This is a genomic window from Rhodococcus sp. MSC1_016, from assembly GCF_023667485.2.
In the GTDB taxonomy this organism is placed as follows: Bacteria; Actinomycetota; Actinomycetes; order Mycobacteriales; family Mycobacteriaceae; genus Rhodococcus_F; species Rhodococcus_F oxybenzonivorans.
Genome location: NZ_JAMOZI020000001.1, coordinates 5,614,424 through 5,634,600, shown reverse-complemented (window position 1 = coordinate 5,634,600; position 20,177 = coordinate 5,614,424). Strand labels below are relative to the sequence as shown.

Genomic DNA, 20,177 nt, shown 5'->3' with positions numbered 1-20,177 from the left:
ATGGCCATGGACGACCAGCACTTCGAGCATCCGGGACCGAATATCGTTCGCCCGTACTCGCTGACGTCGGGGCGAACCCGGCCGGCGGTCGAGCTTGCTCTCGAAGCATTGATCCAGGCGTTGCCGCAGTCGGTGGACCGGCAATGGGAACTCGACGACGTCAACGCGGCCATCGTCGCGTTGTGTCAGCAGTCGCCGTCGGTCGCCGAGATCGCCGCCCGGGTCGGGGTGCCCTTGGGGGTGGCCCGCGTTCTGGTGGCCGACCTCGTCGAGGCTGGTCATCTGAAGATCCTGGCAACCCTGAAGGAAGATTCGACCGACTCCGAACGTCGTGAACTCATCGAAAGGGTCCTCAGTGGACTTCGCGAAATCTGAACCCCGCAACCGGGTGACCTCGACCAAGATCGTGATCGCCGGTGGGTTCGGCGTCGGCAAGACCACGCTGGTCGGTGCTGTCTCCGAGATCGTCCCCCTGCGGACCGAGGCGCTCGTCACCAACGCGAGCGACGGCGTCGACAACCTGGCTGCCACCCCGCAGAAGGGCACGACCACGGTCGCGATGGACTTCGGTCGCATCAGCCTGGCCGACGACCTGGTCCTGTACCTGTTCGGAACGCCGGGTCAGCACCGGTTCTGGTTCATGTGGGACGACCTCATCCGCGGCGCGATCGGGGCGATCGTCCTGATCGACACCCGCCGGCTGGACGAGAGCTTCGCGGCGGTCGATTTCTTCGAGGCTCGTCGCCTGCCGTTCCTGGTCGCGATCAACGAGTTCGACGACGCGCCGCGTTATCCGATCGAGGACATCCGGGCGGCGCTCGCGATTTCCGAGGATGTGCCGATCATTCCCATCGATGCCCGCGATCGGGAGTCGGCGAAGCAGGCGCTCGTGGCGATCACCGAATATGCACTGACCAAGCTTCACACGGCCGTGTACTGAGGATTCGAACAATGTCGGACGAGTTACAGCAGTTCTCCATGGGCACGTGGGTGGTCGGTCTTGCCGTGGTCACGGCGTTCATCGGCCTCTTCGTCGGTATCGCCAGTGGCCGCAAGGCGATGACGGCGACGAGTCCGCGCCAGCGCTACCTCTGGCTGGCGTGGGGTGCCGTGTCGATCGGTGGCATCGGGGCGTGGCTGCCGCACTACATCGCAATGGTCGGGTTCGAGGTCGCGGGCAGCACCCTGCGTTACGACGCCGTGTGGATCGTGGTGTCGTTCGCGGTACCGGTGCTCGCAGCCGGCGTGGCGTTGCTGATCGTCAGTCCGCCGCCGAGTAAGCATCGGCGGCCGACCACCTCGGTGGAGATCAGCAGGCTGGCCGCAGCTGCCGTGATCCTCGGTGTCGGTCTCGCCGGCATGCACCTGGCCATCGTCTCCTCGCTCGTGATCCAGGGATCCGTGAGTTTCGACCCGGTGCTGACGGGTGTGGCAGCGGTAATCGGCCTGATCATCGGTGCTGCGATCATGTGGTCGATCTCGATTCTCGATTCGCGGGCGCTGCGTCTGGTTGCGTCGCTGGTGGTGGCGGCCGCCCTGGTGGCCATGCACTACACGGGCGTGTTCGGTCTGAGCGTGACGGTCGATCCGGAGGCTCCGCGGCCCGACGGTCTCGAGGTCTTCTCCATCCTGCTCCCCGTCTTCGTGCTGGGCATGCTGGCAGTCACGATCCCGATCACGGCGCTGCTGATGGCGCCCGACCGGGTGGCCGCCGAACTCGAACTCGAGGCCGACACGCTGGCCGCCGAATCGCTCGCGGCCGAAAGCCGCGGTAGGGAACTGGAACTCCGGTAGCGGACACGCGGAACCCGCCCTGTTCAAGAGTGCATCCGAGTCCTTCACCGTTCCAGCTGACCTGCACCTATAGACTCGGGTGGTTGCGTGACGTCGTGCAGGACCACTCGTCCGCGAGGAGACGTCAAGCCGAGTAGAAGAAGGAGCTCATGACTGACACAACGTTGCCGCCGGAGGGACCGGGGCACGACCGCATCGAGCCCGTCGACATTCAGCAGGAGATGCAGAGCAGCTACATCGATTACGCCATGAGCGTGATCGTGGGCCGCGCGCTGCCCGACGTGCGGGACGGCCTCAAGCCGGTGCACCGGCGTGTCCTGTACGCAATGTACGACAACGGTTACCGGCCCGACCGCGGTTATGTGAAGTCTGCGCGACCGGTGGCCGAAACCATGGGTAACTACCACCCCCACGGTGACGCCTCGATCTACGACACCCTCGTGCGCATGGCGCAGCCGTGGTCGCTGCGCTACCCGCTCGTCGACGGTCAGGGCAACTTCGGTTCCCGCGGTAACGACGGCGCCGCAGCCATGCGGTACACGGAGTGCCGCCTGACTCCGCTGGCCATGGAAATGCTGCGTGAGATCGACCACGAGACGGTCGATTTTGCTCCGAACTACGACGGCCGGACGCAAGAGCCGACAGTTCTCCCCAGCCGTATCCCCAACCTGTTGATCAATGGTTCCGGTGGCATCGCCGTCGGTATGGCCACCAACATCCCGCCGCACAATCTGCGCGAGGTGGCCGAGGCGATCTACTGGGCTCTGGAGAACTGGGAAGCCGACGAGGAGTCCACCCTCACGGCCGTCATGGAACGGGTCAAGGGACCCGACTTCCCGACACACGGGCTGATCGTCGGTGGTCAGGGCATCCATGACGCGTACACCACGGGTCGCGGATCGGTGCGGATGCGCGGCGTGGTGGAGATCGAGGAAGACGCCAAGGGGCGCACCACGATCGTCATCACCGAACTACCGTTCCAGGTCAACCCGGACAACCTGATCACGTCGATCGCCGAGCAGGTCCGCGATGCCAAGATCGCCGGCATCTCCGACATTCACGACGAGTCCTCGGACCGTGCGGGTATGCGCATCGTCGTCACCGTCAAGCGTGACGCGGTCGCGAAGGTCGTTCTCAACAACCTGTACAAGCACACTCAGCTGCAGACCAGCTTCGGGTGCAACATGCTGTCCATCGTCGACGGTGTGCCTCGCACGTTGCGCCTGGACCAGATGATCCGGCACTACGTCGTCCACCAGGTCGAGGTCATCCGCCGTCGTACCGAGTACCTGCTCCGCAAGGCCGAAGAACGCGCGCACATCCTGCGCGGACTCGTCAAGGCGCTCGACGCCCTCGACGAGGTCATCGCCCTGATCCGCGCCTCGCAGACGGTCGACATCGCTCGCGCCGGCCTGATGGAACTCCTCGACGTCGACGAGATCCAGGCCGATGCGATCCTCGCCATGCAGCTGCGTCGTCTCGCGGCTCTCGAGCGTCAGAAGATCGTCGACGAACTCGCCGAGATCGAACGCGAGATCGCCGACCTGCAGGACATCCTCGCCAAGCCCGAACGCCAGCGTGCGATCGTGCGGGACGAGCTGAAGGAGATCGTCGACAAGCACGGCGACGATCGACGCACCCGCATCGTCGCGGCCGACGGTGACGTGGCCGACGAAGACCTCATCGCCCGCGAAGACGTCGTCGTCACCATCACCGAGACCGGCTACGCCAAGCGCACCAAGACCGACCTGTACCGCTCGCAGAAGCGTGGCGGCAAGGGTGTGCAGGGCGCCGGCCTCAAGCAGGACGACATCGTGTCGCACTTCTTCGTCAGCTCCACGCACGACTGGCTGTTGTTCTTCACGACGAAGGGCCGCGTGTACCGGGCCAAGGCCTACGAGCTTCCGGAAGCGAGCCGCACGGCGCGCGGCCAGCACGTGGCCAACCTGCTGGCCTTCCAGCCGGACGAGCGGATCCAGAGCGTCATCAAGATCAAGACCTACGAGGACGCGCCGTATCTCGTGCTCGCCACCCGCAACGGCCTGGTCAAGAAGTCGAAGCTCACCGACTTCGACTCCAACCGGTCCGGCGGCATCGTCGCCGTCAATCTGCGCGGTGAGGACGAACTGGTGGGCGCCGTGCTGTGTTCCGCCAACGAAGACCTTCTGCTGGTGTCGGCGAAGGGGCAGTCGATCCGTTTCTCGGCCACCGACGAGGTGCTGCGTCCGATGGGCCGCGCCACGTCCGGTGTCCAGGGCATGCGGTTCAACGAGGACGACGAGCTGCTGTCGCTCAACGTCGTGCGCGAAGGCACCTATCTGCTGGTCGCGACGTCGGGCGGGTACAGCAAGCGCACCCCGATCGAGGATTACGTGCCACAGGGACGGGGCGGAAAAGGCGTACTCACGATCCAGTACGACCCGAAACGTGGCACCCTGGTCGGAGCGCTCATCGTGAACGATGACGACGAGCTCTACGCGATCACCTCGGGCGGTGGCGTCATCCGCACCGCCGCCAAGCAAGTCCGCAGGGCCGGTCGGCAGACCAAGGGCGTTCGGTTGATGAACCTCGGGGAAGGCGACACCCTGCTCGCGATCGCGCGCAACGCCGACGAACCCGACGAGCCCGAAGACAACGCCGAGAGCAGCGGCAAAGGAGCTAAGGAGTCCTAGTGAGCACTCCCAACCAGCCAGGCGGTGACAAGCCGAGCGCGGGTTCTGCCGGGTCGGCGGCCTCCGAGCAGCACGCCACCCGCACGCCCGAGAACGGCTCTGCCCGGTCGAACCCCACCTCGGGTTCGACCCCCGGTCAGGCGCCTGCGGGTCGTGGGCCCGGTCCCGCGGCAGGTCCCGCTGCCCGGCCCGGTGCCGCGCCGCCGCAACATCAGGGGCCTCGTACGCAAGCCCAGCAGGGTCGGCCCTTGCCGCCTCAGCAGGGACGGCCCGCTGCGGGTGCTCCCGGCCGTCAGGGACCGCCCCAACAGGCGCCTGCCGACCGTGCCGCCGGCAACCAGGCGCCCGCCCGCAGCCAACCGCCCGGCAACCCTGCTCCCGGTAATACGGCTCCGGCCGATCCGGCCGGCAACCGGGCTCCTGCGTCCGGCGCTCCCGTCGACGGTGCACAGCCTGTTCGGGGAAGTCAGGCACCGCCGTGGCAGCGGGGGATGCAACGAGAGCCGCAGACCAACCTGAAGCGGCCGCTGCAGGGACAGCCGGGGCAGCCCGGTTCCCAGCAGCGCCCGCGTCCCGACTCCCCGTCGTCCGCTGCGGCTGGTGCGGGCACCGCTGCTGCCGCAGCAGGGGCGCCGGGTGCGCAGAAGCCGTCCACCACGCCGCCGGGGGCGCCGACTCAGGCCGTTCCAGTACAGAAGGGACCCCCGGCCGCGCCGAAGGGGCAGCCCGCTCCCACTCAGGGGCGGCCGACCGGCGCTGCTGCCGCTGCCGCCGGAGGTATCACCGGTACTGCTGCTGCGGCCGCGGTGTCGCAGCGGGAATCGGCCAAGGCCAAGGCGTCCGCGATCGACGGGCCCACCCGACACATCAATCGTGACGTGCTCCCCAAGGACATGCCCGACCTCTCCGAGGCGAAGCACCCGCTGCCTGCGGCAGCGGCCACCGGGCAGCAGCCGAAGGTGGCCGCCGCCCCCCAGCGCGTCGAAGAGGGCGAGGCTTTGCGGGCGACGGTGCAGATCCGCAAGGTCGACCCGTGGTCGACGCTGAAGATCTCCTCGGTCATCTCGGTGTCGCTCTTCTTCGTGTGGATGGTCGCGGTCGGCCTGCTGTACGTCGTGCTGGACGGTATGGGCGTCTGGGACCGGCTGAACAACGCGTTCACCGACATCGTGGCGGAGTCGAGCTCCGAGGGCCTCGTGACGGCCGGCCAGGTCTTCGGTTACGCCGCCGTCATCGGACTCGCGAACATGGTGTTGTTCACGGCGCTCGCCACCATCGGGGCGTTCATCTACAACCTCTGTTCCGACCTCGTCGGCGGTGTCGAAGTGACGCTCGCCGATCGAGACTGAACTGGGAAAAGGCCGTCTCACCGGACCGGTTTTGGTATCTGCCGGTCCGGTGGGGTAATCTTCCGACTCGGTTCAGGGAACTGCGCAAGACTGGTTTCCAGACTTCAGGGGCCTATAGCTCAGGCGGTTAGAGCGCTTCGCTGATAACGAAGAGGTCGGAGGTTCAAGTCCTCCTAGGCCCACTCCTGGTGCCGGTGAAAGGTCATTCGCATGAAGGTCCTCCTGATCGTGGGAGCCGGAGTGCTGGTGACGATAGGACTCACCAAGTTGCTGCGCAGCAACGAGGTGTGGCACGAGGTAACGGGGCCTTAGCTCAGTTGGTAGAGCGCTGCCTTTGCAAGGCAGATGTCAGGAGTTCGAATCTCCTAGGCTCCACAAGTTAGATCGCAGGCAAGAGCCCCTTTCCGGGAAATCGGAAAGGGGCTCTCTCCGTTTCGTGGCCACATTTTGGCCACACTATCCAACGATTCGCAGTGATACCGGTTCACGTCTAGCGAGCTTGTCGAGCTTGTCGGCCACCATTCCGAGGTCGTCATCGAACAGGTGACCGTACCTGTCGAGCGTCAGGGCGGCCGACGCATGGCCCAGCATCCTCTGCAACGTCTTGATGTTCGCCCCTGCGGTGATTGCCAGCGACGCGCAGGTATGGCGTAGCTCGTGGGGTGTGAGCCCAGGGGGAGCAGTAGATGCCTTCACTGCCACGTCCCACCATCGCCGCCGTACGTTGTTTGCGCGCATCGGGCCACCTCGACTATCGGGAAACACTAGTGACTCGACTGAGCGACCTTCCAGCCGCTTAACTAACTGCTCACAGAGGAAGCCAGGGACCGGCACATCTCGACCCACGTTCGACTTGGTCGATGAGTGCACCAGCTTGCTGTCCACGACCGTCACCGACCTGTGCACGCGTAGTCGCTGCCGATCCAGATCTACGTCACCGACCTGTAGGGCTGCAGCTTCGCCGAACCGCAGACCGCAGTAGGCCAGCGTGTAGACCAACGTCCCGTTAGTGCCAGCCTTGATTGCCAGATCCTCGACTTCCTCGACTGTCAGATATCGGCGCTCAGAGTGTGCGATCGTCGGCAGATCCAGACCCGCCGCAGGATTGGCGACAATCCGCGAGTCGGCCACGGCCTGATCGAGAACCTGATGCAGGACGCCGACATTCTTCCGGACCGTCGCCGCCGAGCTGGTCTCGCACATGACGGTCACCCATTTGCGCAAACGCTCGCGATTGAGATCCAACAAGGAGACCACTGCGAAGGCAGGCAGGATGTGAACATCGAGAGCTGACCGGTAGCGCGATCTTGTGGAGGCGGACAGGTTGACCTTGCCGCTGATCCACATCTCTGCGCACTCGCCGAACTTGATTCGGCCGGCCGATGGTGGGATGTAGGAGCCCGTCAGCTTCTCGACCTCGACAGTGGCCGCGAAGTCTTGTGCCTGCCGCTTGGTTTTGAATCCCCGCTTCTGTGTCTGAGTGCGCTCAGGCGTCCGGTAGCGAACTCGATACCGCTTGCCTGCCTTCGTCTCGTAGCTCTCAATCGTCGCCATGATCCTCTTTCAACTGTTTACGCATCTCGCCGAGAAGTCTCGTGACCTCGTCTTGGAAGTTGTAGTGCGTGAGCCTCAACTCATCCAGTTCGCGACGCAACGACAACTTGTCGGCGGCGTCTTCGTCGACGGTGTATTTCCAGCTGGGCCGTGTCCTGCCTGTGAAGGCTCGGGGATCTTCGGTCGGGTCGTACAGTGGCTTTTCTCCATCTGCCCATTCCCATAATGTCTCACCCGATATTTCTGAAAGCCCTGACACCTCAACAGTTTCCACGATTCCATCTGATATGGAGAGTCTTGGAAACAGCAGAGCGTGCGGGTTCACTTCAAGCGTGTATGCGAGCGCGAGCAGATCATCGACGTCAACTCGACGTTCGCCGTCTTCGATTCGCCGCAGGGCTATCGCGGCGATTGGTCTTCCGCATTCGCTCATTCGCTTCGCGAGTTGAGTCCAGGTGAGGTTTTTGCCCTCCCTGTATGACTTGATTCGCTCTGCGACGACACGTCCAGTGGGTCCGAGTTCGATCTTCTTTCCTGCCATGCCACCAGTCTGACATACAAAAGATGTAGGTCAACCGCCATTACTTGCAGTCACATCGAGTGAGTGGTACTAATTGACTCGAACCGCCAATCAATAACGGTTCACCTACATTAAATGGAGGTACACGGTGAAGATCGCCAGAGTTTCCGCACTCGCGACACCGAAGGAGGTGGCAGTAGAGATGCGCACCACCGAAGCGGTACTTGCCCAGAAGAGGCACAAAGGTGACGGCATTCCGTTTGTCCGCGACGGCCGCAAGGTTCTGTACCGCTGGTCTGACGTGGATGCATACATCGAATCTCGCCTCATGACTCGCACAGACGATCGCCCGGACGCGGCCTAGAACCGCGCCTGAACAGCCATCAAGCCTCGGAGCTTCTATCAGTCCAGAGGGAACGCAAGGGAGAGCTATGTCCACCCTTCAGCAGACAGTCAATAAGGCGCACTGCATTGCTCGTGACGCCGGCATTGCACTCAGTCCGTCACGGATCAACAAAGTTGTTCGACGCGCATGGCATGACAACCCGACGTTGACTGACGCCGACCTCATGCGGTGCATCTCATACGCAGACCCGACAGGTGAGACTGCAGTTCGAAATGCCATGAGGCGCAAATGAACTGCCCCGGATATGGAAATGCCCCGGAGTCGGTGCCCGCCGACTTCCAGGGCAATGAAACCAAGATCTCCACCAAAGAGAAGGAATCAGATCCAATGCTACCAACAATTCCCACCACCACAGAAGTTATCGCCGCTCTGACGCCCGGCACTTGCAAGACGACAGTCGCCCTTGAGTCCGTGGTCGGCACCGACCGCGAGGCTGGTCAGGCGCTCGTCAGGCTGGATCGATTCGACGAAGTTCTCGAAGACGGAACTGTTGCCATGGACCGCTGGCTTGTGAGCTTCCATCCCGCCGGTCTCGACTTTGCCGAGATTCCAGCGTCGGACATCCCCGTTCTCATCGACAAGTTGACCGAGCTGCATCGCGCATGGCTTTACCTCGACCCGGCGAACCTCGCATGAGCACAACAACTTTCGCGCTGACATTCCTGTTGATCGCTGAGAACCTCGCGATTCTCTGCATGGGCGCATTCCACTTTCACGAAACGAGGCAGCACAATGGTGCATCCGGACACACAACGCATGCTCGGACTGGGGTTCGCGCTCGGACCGCTCGACGGGAAGAAAGCGTTCCTGCCTGGAGGCTTTCACGACTTCACCACCAACCGGGACGTGCTCACCCGTCAGGCTCACAAGTACCCGCAGTGCAATTGGGGCGGAACATGCCAGGGTGTGATGGTCCTCGACGAAGATCCGCGTAACGGCGGCAACCTCGAATCCTTGGCCATGCCTGAGGTTCTCGACACTTTGGTCGTGCGCACCGGATCGGGTGGCCGGCACGCGTACTTCCGGCACAGCGGCAAGGTGCGCGGCAAGCTCGACCGGCACGAGGGAATCGACCTCAAGACGTGGCGCACCGGATACACGGTCATGCCCGGATCGGTACACCCGGACACCGGGAAGTTGTACCGGATCGAACGTGACCTTCCGATCGCCCCGCTACCGCAGGAGCTGCTCCCTCTTGTCACCCCGCCGGTCTACAAGCCGTCACCTGTCACGGTGAATCCTGAACGCCGCTCGGATGGGTTGGTGCGCAAGGTCGCTGATGCAGTCGGCGGTGGCCGAAATCAGATCACGTTCTGGGCATTGTGCCGTGCGCTCGAAAGAGGGAGCAGTGATGTTGTGCCCGAGATTCGCGACGCGGCACTGTCCACAGGTTTGACCGAGGGAGAGTTCGAAACATGCCTGCGATCGGCTCAGCGGACAACAGGGAGGGCGGCGTAGTGGACGAGCCAGCAGGTCGCAGGGTTCGGCTCGTCCGCATGTCGGACTTGAAGGATGACGTGCCGGTATGGGCCTGGTCCTACGACGGTAAGGGTCGAATCCCGTTGGGAGCACTGGCACTGTTCGCAGGTCGCCCAGGTGCGGGTAAGTCGACAGGAGGTCGGTGGATCGCAGCCAGCGCGACCACTGGCACCCTGGCTGGGCATTGGGAGGGCAAGCCGGTCAACATCGCCTACATCGCCGCCGAAGAGTCCTCGAAGTACGTCGTCAAGCCGGGGTTGCGCGCTGCCGGTGCGGACATGGATCGGGTGCTCATTCCGACTGTGGACATCGGCGGTGAAGAGGTCCGGTTCCTGTCCTCGCATGACATGGCAGACCTGACCGACCTGATGCTTGAACATGAGGTGAAGCTCGTCGTGGTGGATCCGCTGATGTCGACCATCGGATCGAAGACGGACATCAACCGCAACAACGAGGTTCGCTCATTGGTCGAGCCGTGGGCCAAGCTCGCCGAAACGATCGACGGCGTGGTGCTCGGTATCGCCCACCTGAACAAGTCCGGCAACGGTGACGTGGTGGCCGGAATCAACGGCTCGTCCGCTTTCGGTGAGGTAGCTCGCTCGGTGTTCGGATTCGCGAAAGATCCGAACTCTGACGAGGGCGATCGGATCATGAGCCAAGAGAAGAACTCGATCGGTGAGGAAGACCTTGCCCTCACGTACCGGATCGAGTCGAAGGAAGTTGTTACCGACTCGGGTATGACCGCCGAGGTTGGTCGGTTCGTCATCATCGGCAACTCGGATCGCAGTGTCGGTGACGTTCTACGGGATGCAGGCAAGGGTGGGGGAGACGGCGAAGCGAGCGAGCTGGACGGGGCCGAGGGGTGGCTGAGCGACTACCTCGAGCAACAGGGCGCGACACCGAGCAAGGAGGTGAAAGCTGCCGCAGCGAAGGAGCGTTTCAGCGAACGCACCATCAAGCGGGCTGCGAAGACCTTGGGCGTGGCGATCGAAGCGAAGGGCTTCCCTCGGGTCACGTACTGGTCGCTTCCACAGTCAGGCCAAGGCGATCACTACACCTGTGAGCTTGGCCCCACTGGCCCAACTGGGGATGACCAGCACAAACAGGTTGGCCCCACTGGAGAGAAAACACAGTCGGGCCAAGGCACAGTTGTTGGCCCCACTGGCGCAAACCAGTGCCAGAAATGCGGTGAGCCGCTCGGCAGATCCGGCAAGTGTGTGGCGTGCATCGTCGCCGACGCGAGCGGGGTTCCGGCTTGACGAAGAAAAAACTGCCACCCGCACCGGAGCTGCAAGCACTGTTCGATCCCCGCCTTGTCGGTGCCTCGTGCGTCGGACATCACGAACTGTTCGACCACGAGGTGGACGGGGAGAGCACCACCGATCGACTGACCCGACACGCCCAGGCGATCACCATCTGCCGCCGCTGCCCAGTGAGCACAGCCTGCCGTGAGGTAGCGCTCGAGCACCTCGACCACATCGCCGGAATCTGGGCCGGCCAATCCACCACCGAACTCGAACGAAGGACAGCATCATGACCACCAACCGGCCACAGACCCTCGTCTCCATCGACCTCCACGAAGACGGCAGCCTGCCCGACGATCCCGCGCACCCGAACATCGACAACGCGGCGCGCTACCCGGTCGGCGTCCAAGGAACCTGCCTACTGCGACACGACGCCACCGACGAGTTCGTCAACGTGCGGGTGGGAGGTGTCTACGTAGACGACGGAATCACCGGCACGATCGTGGAACTCGGACCTTGGTCGATGAGCCCTCTCGAAGCGAAGCAGCTGGGTGAGACGCTTCGCTACCTCGCCGCTGCCACAGATCCGAGGCTCGCATGAAACCGCAACACCATCAACGACCGCTCAAACCGTGCACCCACCGCGGATGCACCACCCCTAACCGCTCGATGACCGGACGCTGCGAAGACCACCGCGAACCGATTCCCGTCGTCGTCCGAGACCGCGAAGTGTCCATCGGTGGATACATCTTCGGCGCCAACGCAGCGATCCGGCTCGCTGATCGCATTATCGACGCCGTCGAATCACTTCCCCCAACCAAGCACCGACGGAAGGGAAAGGGGGCTCGGATCGCAAGCGGGGCCCCTACCGCCTGACTCCCTTCGCTGGGCAGTCAGGACGTCTCTCCCCGAAGTTTTTTCCACCACAGCACCGGAAGGTGAACCCATGCCCGCCACGCCACGATCGTCCGCGAGAGACGACCAGATCCGCGCCGCGTCACTGCTCCTCGCTTGCCTCGACGACGACAAAGCCGAGACCGTCCGAATCCTCGACGACGCCAACCGAGCGCCCGGAGGACTGCAAGGACTGCTCGCCGCTCTCGCCGCCTCGACCATCGAACTGCTCATCGGAACAGTCGGCGAAGACGGCGCACGTAAGACCCTGAACATGACCCTGCTCGACGCGAGCATGCACGAAGGAACCGACGATGACCGACCTGAGTAAGCCACCACCCAACCACCCCGACAACCGACCTACGCCCGAAGACGGCAAGGTCGAAGTGCCGGTACGCGACAACAGCAACGTGTGGCCACCGACCCCGGATGAGACTGCGACAGTGCCGGTCTCCGCCGCCGACCACTGGGACGATCGCATTTGGCGACGTAACGCGCTCTGATAGTCTCGGGTCAGACAGTCAGCCAGATGCACGCCGCCCGCCATCGCGCCGGTCGCAAGTCATCCCGCTAGAGATGTCAACGGTTCGAGCCCGCGAGAAGCGTCCGCCAGCTCCCGAATTCGCGCACCGCGCAATCACTTTCAATCCACCCGCAATCCGCGGGAAGGAGACTCATGCAGCACAAGTCCATCCAATTGACCGACCTACGCGTCGGCACCAAGGGCGGTCTCGAAGAAGGTCAGTTCATCGGCTACGCCAGCGTGTTCGGCAACGTCGATCTGCACGGAGACATCACCGCCAAGGGCGCATTCGCCGACTCACTCGACGCATGGGCCAAGTCCGACAGAAACATCCCGATCCTCTACGGGCACCGCGACGACGATCCCGACTACAACGTCGGACACGTCATCTCAGCCAAAGAGGACGACCGCGGACTGCTCATCACCGGCCAGCTCGACCTCGACTCACCCAAGGGCGCTCAGACCTACCGACTCGTCAAGGGTCGCAGGCTCTCCGAGATGTCGTTCGCGTACGAGGTCGAAGACAGCGCCGAAGTCAAAGGCGCTGACGGCACACCGGCGAACGAACTCCGCAAGCTCAAGTTGTTCGAGGTCTCACTCGTCCCGCAGGGCGCGAACCCACAGACCTCGATCGTGACCGTCAAGTCGGCACCCAAAGCCGTCGACTACCCCCAGTACCTCGCGAAAGCGGCCGAGCTCGAACTGAGCATCGCCGTCGCCGCATCCACACTCTGAACAGAAACGAGGCTGCCACCATGGCATCCAGCATCCGCATCGCCCGACTCAAGTCCGAAGCCGCTGCCGCATCGAAGGGCATGAAGTCCATCGCATCCAAGGCCGAAGCCGAAGACCGCGCACTCACCGACGAGGAGCGCACCGAGTTCGACAAGTTCAAGACCCAGGCCGAGGAGCTCGTCAAGAGCCTGAACGAAGCGGCGAACGACGTCCAGGTCATCGCTGCCGCCGACGCGCTCGCCAAGGCAGTCGGAGGCACGCCGGCCAAGCCTGCCGGTGCCGAGGAGGAGACCGCCGCGCCGAAGGGTAAGCACCTGGGCCTGACCGGTAAGTCGGTCAAGTCGTTCGCCCGCACGGTGGCCGGCACCATGCAGGCCGAGCGCGATGGAGTCAAGGCGCTGCTCCCGTCGGGCCAGTCCGCAGTCGCGACACCGCTGCTGTCCGAATCGCCCATCACGCTCGAACAGGTGCCGACCAGCATCCTCGACGTGCTGAACCTGCGCCAGACCGGACCACAGTTCGAATACCTGCGCCAGACCGTCCGCGAGATGCACGCCGCAGTCGTAGCCGAGGGTGCGGTCAAGCCGACCTCGAAGCTGTCCCTCGACCGTATCGAGGACAAGCTCAAGGTTGTTGCGCACCTGAGCGAGCCGATGCACGAGTACTGGCTCAAGGACGCAACGAACCTTCAGCAGTTCGTCGAGCTCGAGCTGCTGTACGGTCTGCGCCTCGAACTCGAACGCCAGGTCTTGTACGGCGACGGCACCGCAACCGAGCTGAAGGGCTTCCTGACCACCTCGGGCATCCAGGTCCAGGCATTCGCCACCGACCTGCTGACCACCTCACGCAAGGCCATCACCAAGATGGAGAAGAGCGGCCACACAGCAAGTGTGTTCGTGTTCTCGCCCGATGATTGGGAGTCCCTCGAACTCGCCCGCACCGACACCGCGGGCAGCCTCGAACTCGGTGGCCCCGTCGATCGAGCCGCACAAAAGTTGTGGGGCGTTCCCGTCGTCACCTCGAACCAGCTCGAGGTCAAGGACGGTGGACTCATCGACCTCGCATCGGTGGACGTCGCCACCGACACCCAGGGCATCGAAACCCGATGGTCCGAAGCCGTGGGAGACGACTTCCAGCGCAACCAGATCCGCGCCCGTGTGGAAGGACGATTCGAGACCGAGGTCTACCAGCCCCTCGGAATCGTCAAGCTCGCCACCGCTGCCTGACCCACCAGGACGCACCGAAACCCCGTCAGCATTGCGCTGGCGGGGTTTCGTCATGCAAGGGGAGGGGCGTTCTGATCGCCAGGGATCGACCACGGCGGACCACTTCCACCGGCGAGTGGCTCTCTCCCTCCTGCGGGCTAAGGGGGCTCGCGCACGCGTGCCACATGACGGCAGGTGGTGTCAACGTCCAGGGAGGGAGCGGTGAATGCCTGGTCAGGTGTGTTGTTTTTCGACACGACTGCCACGCCCACCCGATCACTGAATCCTCCCGATTTCCGCCGAAAAACACGTGAGACTGCACCAATTCGCCACAGTTTCGTGGCCACATTTTGGCCACACTTGCCCGTAAAACAGGGTAAAACCGAGTAACTTCCGTTGATGTGTTTCAGCAGTTCGGGGCGTTATCGGCCCTTCGGCCAGCAGTGTGTTACGCATTTGCAAGGCAGATGTCAGGAGTTCGAATCTCCTAGGCTCCACAGAAGAATGCACGTGAAGCCACCTCCCGAATCCGGGTAGGTGGCTTTCGTGCTTCACTGACCTGCACCGCGTCCCGCCTGCCGCGTACCTCTTCACGGGTGAGGCAGGGCCGCGCTTCTACACTGGGTCGGTGCCGCGTCCGTTCGACCGTATGGAACGTCCCGGCGTGCCCTTCGCGCGTCGCCTGGACGAGTATGGCGATGCCCCGGCACTGATCACGCCGGACGGCACGGTCACGTACAGCGAGCTCGCCGCGCGGGTCGAAGCTCAGGCTCGTCAGCTGGGCGGCATCCGGCGCCTGGTATTGATCTGCGGTGCCAACGACGTCGAAACGATTGCCACCTACCTCGCGGCCTTGGCAGCCGGCCATCCCGTCCTGCTCGCGCCGGGCGACAAAGCGGCCGGCGCCGACGCGTTGATCGCCGCCTACCGACCCGATGTCGTCGTACGCAGGGACTGCAGCGGTCGGGTGGCTGTCGAGGAACTGCATGCTGGGTCCGCGCACGTGCTGCACCCCGACCTCGCGTTGTTGCTGAGCACCTCCGGTTCGACCGGGTCGCCGAAACTCGTCCGCCTTTCCCACAGCAATGTGCAGAGCAATGCGGAGTCGATCGCCGAGTATCTCGACATCAGGTCGAGCGATCGGGCGGCGACAACCCTTCCCATGCACTATTGCTACGGCCTGTCGGTCATTCACAGTCATCTGCTGAGCGGTGCCGCCCTGCTATTGACGTCGCTGTCGGTGGCCGACGCCGATTTCTGGGAGCTGTTCCGCGCACATGGCGGCACGAGTTTCGCGGGCGTGCCCTACACGTTCGACCTCCTCGACCGTGTCGGGTTCGACGCGATGGATCTGCCCGGTCTGCGATATGCGACGCAGGCCGGTGGACGCCTCGCGCCGGACCGCGTGCGGAAGTACGCCGAACTGGGTCGGCGCCGCGGCTGGAAGTTCTTCGTCATGTACGGGCAGACGGAGGCGACTGCCCGGATGGCGTATCTGCCGCCGGAGCTCGCCACGACCCACCCGCACACCATCGGCAGGGCGATCCCCGGCGGATCCTTTCGTATCGAGGCCGTCACCGACGCCCCCGAAGACACCGGTGAGCTGGTCTATTCGGGCCCCAACGTGATGCTCGGCTATGCCGAGGGGCGTGAGGACTTACGTCTCGGTGACGTTCTCGGTGGCGAACTGCGCACGGGTGACCTCGCCCGCTGTCGCGGAGACGGGTTGTACGAGGTGGTCGGACGGCGCAGCCGCTTCACCAAGGTCTACGGGCTGCGGATCGATCTTGCATTGGTCGAGTCGACACTGGCCGAGCACGGCCACCGCTCGTGCTGTGTCGGCGGGGCGGAGGAACTGATCGCGGCCGTCGAATCCGGTGGTGACCTGGACGGCGCGAGACAGGTCGCTGCGCGGGCCGCCGGGCTGCCGGTCGGAGCGGTCCGCGTGTGCGCCGTCGACGAGCTGCCGCGGACCGCCACGGGTAAGCCCGACTATTCGGCGGTGACCGCGCTGGCGCGGCGGTCGGAGCCGGCGCAGCGTGCCTGCCCGGATGGGCGCGCCGATCCGGACGCACTGCGCGCGCTGTATGCCGAAGTCCTCGGCTGCCCGGACGTCACGGATGACAGCTCGTTCGTCAGCTTGGGTGGAGACTCGCTCTCCTACGTCCGCATGTCGTTGCGGCTCGAGCAGTTGCTCGGATACCTACCCGAGAACTGGCACACCACACGAATTCGCGACTTCACACCGCGCCGCGGACGCCGACGACCGTCAGTGGAGACCAATGTTCTGCTCCGCGCGGTCGCCATCGTTCTCATCGCCGGCTCACACATTCATCTGTTCACGCTTCTCGGTGGGGCGCACGTGCTCCTCGGCGTTGCCGGTTACAACTTCGCCCGGTTCCACCTGAGCTCGGCGGGGCGTAACGAGCGGCTACGCCATACTCTCGTGAGCGTCGGCCGGATCGCCGTTCCGAGCATGGTGTGGCTCGGGTGTGTCATAGCCCTGACCGGGGAATACCGCATCACCAGCGCATTTTTGCTCAATGGAATTCTCGGTCCGCCCGGCTGGACGATCGAGTGGCGATACTGGTTCGTCGAGGCGATCGTGTACATCCTCCTCGCCGTCGTCGTACTGCTTTGTATTCCGGTGGTGGACCGCACCGAGCGCACCTATCCGTTCCTCTTTCCGATGGGACTCGTCGCGGTCGGCCTGCTCACCAGGTACGGAGTGATCGACATCGACGACACCCGCAACCGCATCCTCACCGCTTCGGTCGTTTTCTGGTTCTTCGCGCTGGGCTGGGCTGCCGCCAAGGCGACAACCATGTGGCACCGCATCTGCGTCACCGCGGCGATCGTGGCAACGGTGCCCGGATTCTTCTTCGGCGACACCAGGCGCGAGATCATCGTCATCGGTGGGCTGTGCCTGCTGGTGTGGCTACGGTCTGTGCGCTGCCCGACAGTGCTGAGCCGAGTGGCCGGGGTCTTGGCGAGCGCCTCCCTCTACATCTACGTGACGCATTTCCAGGTGTACCTCCCGCTTCGCGACGACCACCCCTGGCCGGCGCTGGCGCTCTCGCTGCTCGTCGGCGTCCTGTACTGGCAGGCGGTCACCTTCGTGCTTCAGCGGGACCGCCGCGCCGCCCTCCGGTCGGCAGCACGTCGGGTACTGCGATGGGAGAGACCACCGATTCCGACGATGTCGACGCCGGATACGGCTCGATAGAAGGCTCGGCCATTTTCACTGCTGGTAGGCCACTCCCGTACCGAGAACCCGTATTCCGACGCGCTCGCCGGGCGTGAGTGCGGTGGCACCGAAGCGGCGCACCGTGACCCGTTCGGAGACGACGCCGTCCGCGGTGTCGAGGCGGATACCGAGCAGCATCTCCGAGCCCAGATACTCCACGTCGACGACCGTCCCGGCCACGCCGGCGCCGTCCGCAGTCACTTCGATCTGCTCCGGCCGCAACATGACGCGGGCCTCGCCCTGTACACCGTTCGCGATCACGGCCACGTCACCCAGCGCGCACCGGGCTCGCTCGCCCTCGACGTGCGCGGACAGGACAACGGCGTCACCGATGAACTCGGCGGTGGGAACGTCGATCGGTGCGGAATAGATTTCCCGGGGAGTGCCCACCTGCGCGAGCCGGCCGTCGCTCATCACCGCCACCCGGTCGGCGAACGAGAGCGCCTCGGGTTGGTCGTGGGTGACGAGGATCGTGGTGATGCCGGCCTTGGCGAGCACATCGGCGACGATCCTCCGGGTATTTGCGCGCAGGCCGGCATCGAGCGCGGAGAACGGCTCGTCGAGCAGCATGAGCTCCGGTTCGCGTGCCAATGCCCGCGCGAGCGCCACACGTTGCTGTTGTCCGCCGGACAGCTGGTCCGGGCGCCGGGATGCGTACGAATAGTCCAGCGACACCATCTCGAGCAACTCGGTGATTCTGGCTCGGGTGCGGGCGCGCCGGGGCAGCCCGAACCCGACATTCGCCGCCACCGTGGCGTGCGGGAACAGTGCGCCGTCCTGGGCCACGTACCCGACCGACCGTCGATGCGCGGGAATCCACTCGGCGCCCGCAACAACCCGGCCACCCAGGGTGATGGTCCCTGCGTCGGGTCTTTCGAACCCCGCGACGAGGCGGAGCAGCGTGGTCTTACCGCAACCGGACGGACCCACGATTGCCGTCGTAGATCCTGCCTCCACCGAAAAGGCGATGTGCCGGAGGACGTTCGTGGAGCCGAAGGACTTGTCGAGTCCGTTTACCTCGAGCGCGTATGTCATAGCCCGGCAACCTTTTTCGACTGAGCGAAGAGCACATACGTGACGGGCAGCGACAGAACGATCATGAGCAGCGCGTACGGTGCTGCGCCCGCATAGTCGATCTCACTGCTCAGCGACCAGAACTGCATGGACAGGGTGCGAGTTCCGGTGGGCGCGAGCAGGAGAGTGGCAGTCAGCTCGTTCACCACACCCAGAAAAACCAATGCCCCGCCCGCCGCGGTTGCCGGCGCGGCCAGCCGCAACGTCACGCGCAGGAATGTCCACAACGGCGAGACGCCCAAAGACCGTGATGCCTCCTCGAGCTCGACCGGGGCCTGGGCGAGGCCCGCCCGCACATTGACCAGGGCGCGCGGCAGGAACAACAGCGTGTACGCCGCGATCACGACTGCCACGGTTTGGTACAGGGGACGGAAATAGTGGATCGCGATCGTGACGAACGCCAGCGCCACCACGATGCCCGGCAGGGAACTGGAAATGTACGCGGTGCCCTCGAGGAACCTGCTGAACCCTCCGCGGTAGCGAATCGAGATCCAGGCGATGGGAAAGGCGAGCACGCATGTGACGACGGCGCCGGTCACCCCGAATGCGAGCGTTTGCGCCAGCGCCGACACAACGGCGTCCAGCTCCCATACGGCGGCACCGCCGACGACGAGCCATCGCACGACACTGATGACGGGCACCCCCAGAGACAGCGCGATCACCATCCCGAGGAACAACAGGGCAAGGGGCTCGTAGCGGAAGCCCAGGTCGGCGGGCACCATTGCACGCGGCGCACCCGCTCCCACCCGGGCATATCGGGCGCTGCCCCGAACGACAGCTTCGATCACCAGCAACGTGAGGCAGAGCAACACGAGAACCCCCGCCAGCATCGTCGCCGCGGCGCCGTTGAAGGTCGACTGGTACTGCTCGAAGATGGCCGTCGTGAAGGTGTCGAACCGGATGAAGACGAAGGCGCCGTACTCGGCGAGCAGGTGCAGGGACACCAGGAGCGCTCCGCCCGCGATGGCCAGTCGCAGCTGCGGCACCACCACTCGGAAGAACACCGCCCACGGTCCGAGCCCGAGTGCACGCGCGGACTCCTCGACGGCGGGGTCCAGCCTGCGGAGGATCGCCGCAGTAGGGATGTAGACCAACGGAAAATAGGACAGGGTCGCGATGAGAACGCCGCCGGGTAGCCCGCCGAGCGACGGAATTGCCGTCACCCAGGAGTAACTGTTGACGAAAGCCGGAACTGCCAGCGGGGCCGCCAGGAGCACTGCCCACACCTTCGCCCCAGACACCCGCGTGCGCTCGACGAGCCACGCTGCGACGACGCCGACGGCGATGCAGATCGGCACCGTCGCCACCACCAGAAGCACAGTGCTGCCGAGCAATTCGCGTACCCGGGGTCGAAACAGCAGTGCCGACGCGGTCGCCCAGCCGGTGTCGATGCTCTGCGCGATCACGTAACCGAGCGGGACGAGCGACACGGCGACGACGACGAACGCAGCGAGGGCGAGGGGGATCGAGGGCCGGCCGGA

General features: G+C 64.4%; 20 protein-coding genes and 2 tRNA genes. 18 read left to right on the top strand and 4 right to left on the bottom strand.

Features of this window, described 5'->3' with window-relative positions; all coding sequences use genetic code 11:
* The 7 genes from L1080_RS26330 (at position 1) to L1080_RS26300 (ending at position 6,190) form a co-directional block, all read left to right on the top strand.
* Positions 1–375 carry a DUF742 domain-containing protein gene (locus tag L1080_RS26330; protein ID WP_159918452.1) on the top strand — a complete coding sequence of 125 codons (375 nt, stop codon included), beginning with the start codon at positions 1–3 and terminating at the stop codon, positions 373–375.
* A gap of 13 nt (positions 376–388) precedes the next feature.
* Positions 389–940 (top strand): GTP-binding protein, encoded by a 552-nt coding sequence (locus L1080_RS26325; protein ID WP_109334763.1) that lies wholly within the window; start codon positions 389–391, stop codon positions 938–940.
* Between the two features lie 11 nt (positions 941–951).
* Positions 952–1,794 (top strand): MHYT domain-containing protein, encoded by an 843-nt coding sequence (locus L1080_RS26320; protein ID WP_250774065.1) that lies wholly within the window; start codon positions 952–954, stop codon positions 1,792–1,794.
* 149 nt (positions 1,795–1,943) lie between these two features.
* Entirely contained in the window at positions 1,944–4,466 is a 2,523-nt protein-coding gene (gene gyrA / locus L1080_RS26315) for a DNA gyrase subunit A (RefSeq protein ID WP_109325324.1), read from the top strand.
* 248 nt (positions 4,467–4,714) lie between these two features.
* Positions 4,715–5,815 carry a DUF3566 domain-containing protein gene (locus L1080_RS26310; protein WP_284708439.1) on the top strand — a complete coding sequence of 367 codons (1,101 nt, stop codon included), beginning with the start codon at positions 4,715–4,717 and terminating at the stop codon, positions 5,813–5,815.
* Positions 5,816–5,923: 108 nt separating this feature from the next.
* A tRNA-Ile gene (locus L1080_RS26305) sits at positions 5,924–5,997 on the top strand.
* Between the two features lie 120 nt (positions 5,998–6,117).
* Positions 6,118–6,190, top strand: a tRNA-Ala gene (locus tag L1080_RS26300).
* 81 nt (positions 6,191–6,271) lie between these two features.
* Here the strand turns inward: L1080_RS26300 and L1080_RS26295 are convergent.
* Both L1080_RS26295 and L1080_RS26290 read right to left on the bottom strand, forming a co-directional pair.
* Complete coding sequence (locus tag L1080_RS26295) at positions 6,272–7,369, bottom strand: site-specific integrase (RefSeq protein ID WP_250774069.1); 1,098 nt, start codon at positions 7,367–7,369, stop codon at positions 6,272–6,274.
* Positions 7,356–7,910, bottom strand: coding sequence for a helix-turn-helix domain-containing protein (locus L1080_RS26290; RefSeq protein ID WP_250774071.1), 555 nt, complete (start codon positions 7,908–7,910; stop codon positions 7,356–7,358). Before L1080_RS26290 ends, L1080_RS26295 begins: the two co-directional genes overlap by 14 nt.
* A gap of 127 nt (positions 7,911–8,037) precedes the next feature.
* Between L1080_RS26290 and L1080_RS26285 the strand changes: the two genes are divergently transcribed.
* From L1080_RS26285 to L1080_RS26235, 11 genes are all read left to right on the top strand, one after another.
* Positions 8,038–8,253, top strand: a complete 216-nt coding sequence (locus L1080_RS26285) for a helix-turn-helix domain-containing protein (protein ID WP_250774072.1) — start codon at positions 8,038–8,040, stop codon at positions 8,251–8,253.
* Positions 8,254–8,559: 306 nt separating this feature from the next.
* Positions 8,560–8,931 carry a hypothetical protein gene (locus tag L1080_RS26280; protein ID WP_250774074.1) on the top strand — a complete coding sequence of 124 codons (372 nt, stop codon included), beginning with the start codon at positions 8,560–8,562 and terminating at the stop codon, positions 8,929–8,931.
* 96 nt (positions 8,932–9,027) lie between these two features.
* Positions 9,028–9,753 carry a bifunctional DNA primase/polymerase gene (locus L1080_RS26275; protein ID WP_250774076.1) on the top strand — a complete coding sequence of 242 codons (726 nt, stop codon included), beginning with the start codon at positions 9,028–9,030 and terminating at the stop codon, positions 9,751–9,753.
* Positions 9,753–11,033: an AAA family ATPase gene (locus L1080_RS26270; protein ID WP_459031784.1), complete on the top strand. Its 1,281-nt coding sequence runs from the start codon at positions 9,753–9,755 to the stop codon at positions 11,031–11,033. The genes L1080_RS26275 and L1080_RS26270 overlap by 1 nt, the downstream gene beginning before the upstream one ends.
* On the top strand, positions 11,030–11,311 hold the full coding sequence (locus tag L1080_RS26265) for a WhiB family transcriptional regulator (RefSeq protein WP_250774080.1): 282 nt from the start codon (positions 11,030–11,032) through the stop codon (positions 11,309–11,311). Before L1080_RS26270 ends, L1080_RS26265 begins: the two co-directional genes overlap by 4 nt.
* Entirely contained in the window at positions 11,308–11,619 is a 312-nt protein-coding gene (locus L1080_RS26260) for a hypothetical protein (protein ID WP_250774082.1), read from the top strand. Before L1080_RS26265 ends, L1080_RS26260 begins: the two co-directional genes overlap by 4 nt.
* A 345-nt stretch (positions 11,620–11,964) precedes the next feature.
* Positions 11,965–12,243 (top strand): hypothetical protein, encoded by a 279-nt coding sequence (locus L1080_RS26255; RefSeq protein WP_250774084.1) that lies wholly within the window; start codon positions 11,965–11,967, stop codon positions 12,241–12,243.
* Positions 12,227–12,415, top strand: a complete 189-nt coding sequence (locus L1080_RS26250) for a hypothetical protein (RefSeq protein WP_250774086.1) — start codon at positions 12,227–12,229, stop codon at positions 12,413–12,415. The genes L1080_RS26255 and L1080_RS26250 overlap by 17 nt, the downstream gene beginning before the upstream one ends.
* Positions 12,416–12,588: 173 nt before the next feature.
* Positions 12,589–13,170: an HK97 family phage prohead protease gene (locus L1080_RS26245; RefSeq protein WP_250774095.1), complete on the top strand. Its 582-nt coding sequence runs from the start codon at positions 12,589–12,591 to the stop codon at positions 13,168–13,170.
* Between the two features lie 20 nt (positions 13,171–13,190).
* Positions 13,191–14,396 (top strand): phage major capsid protein, encoded by a 1,206-nt coding sequence (locus tag L1080_RS26240; protein ID WP_250774098.1) that lies wholly within the window; start codon positions 13,191–13,193, stop codon positions 14,394–14,396.
* 628 nt (positions 14,397–15,024) lie between these two features.
* A complete protein-coding gene (locus L1080_RS26235) occupies positions 15,025–17,601 on the top strand; it encodes an AMP-binding protein (RefSeq protein WP_250774166.1) in 2,577 nt (858 codons plus the stop codon).
* 15 nt (positions 17,602–17,616) lie between these two features.
* On the opposite strand, the gene L1080_RS26230 is transcribed toward L1080_RS26235, so the two are convergent.
* Together L1080_RS26230 and L1080_RS26225 are read right to left on the bottom strand one after the other, a co-directional pair.
* Positions 17,617–18,657, bottom strand: a complete 1,041-nt coding sequence (locus tag L1080_RS26230; RefSeq protein ID WP_159918455.1) for an ABC transporter ATP-binding protein — start codon at positions 18,655–18,657, stop codon at positions 17,617–17,619.
* A complete protein-coding gene (locus L1080_RS26225; RefSeq protein WP_250774168.1) occupies positions 18,654–20,162 on the bottom strand; it encodes an ABC transporter permease in 1,509 nt (502 codons plus the stop codon). Before L1080_RS26225 ends, L1080_RS26230 begins: the two co-directional genes overlap by 4 nt.
* Positions 20,163–20,177 lie beyond the last annotated feature (15 nt).

What these genes read in the sequence shown, in the direction of transcription:
- L1080_RS26330 (WP_159918452.1), top strand. Translation starts at nt 1, where the DNA reads ATGGCCATGGACGACCAGCACTTCGAGCATCCGGGACCGAATATCGTT.
- L1080_RS26320 (WP_250774065.1), top strand. Translation starts at nt 952, where the DNA reads ATGTCGGACGAGTTACAGCAGTTCTCCATGGGCACGTGGGTGGTCGGT.
- gyrA (WP_109325324.1), top strand. Translation starts at nt 1,944, where the DNA reads ATGACTGACACAACGTTGCCGCCGGAGGGACCGGGGCACGACCGCATC.
- L1080_RS26295 (WP_250774069.1), bottom strand. Translation starts at nt 7,369, where the DNA reads ATGGCGACGATTGAGAGCTACGAGACGAAGGCAGGCAAGCGGTATCGA.
- L1080_RS26290 (WP_250774071.1), bottom strand. Translation starts at nt 7,910, where the DNA reads ATGGCAGGAAAGAAGATCGAACTCGGACCCACTGGACGTGTCGTCGCA.
- L1080_RS26275 (WP_250774076.1), top strand. Translation starts at nt 9,028, where the DNA reads ATGGTGCATCCGGACACACAACGCATGCTCGGACTGGGGTTCGCGCTC.
- L1080_RS26260 (WP_250774082.1), top strand. Translation starts at nt 11,308, where the DNA reads ATGACCACCAACCGGCCACAGACCCTCGTCTCCATCGACCTCCACGAA.
- L1080_RS26255 (WP_250774084.1), top strand. Translation starts at nt 11,965, where the DNA reads ATGCCCGCCACGCCACGATCGTCCGCGAGAGACGACCAGATCCGCGCC.
- L1080_RS26250 (WP_250774086.1), top strand. Translation starts at nt 12,227, where the DNA reads ATGACCGACCTGAGTAAGCCACCACCCAACCACCCCGACAACCGACCT.
- L1080_RS26245 (WP_250774095.1), top strand. Translation starts at nt 12,589, where the DNA reads ATGCAGCACAAGTCCATCCAATTGACCGACCTACGCGTCGGCACCAAG.
- L1080_RS26240 (WP_250774098.1), top strand. Translation starts at nt 13,191, where the DNA reads ATGGCATCCAGCATCCGCATCGCCCGACTCAAGTCCGAAGCCGCTGCC.
- L1080_RS26235 (WP_250774166.1), top strand. Translation starts at nt 15,025, where the DNA reads ATGGAACGTCCCGGCGTGCCCTTCGCGCGTCGCCTGGACGAGTATGGC.
- L1080_RS26230 (WP_159918455.1), bottom strand. Translation starts at nt 18,657, where the DNA reads ATGACATACGCGCTCGAGGTAAACGGACTCGACAAGTCCTTCGGCTCC.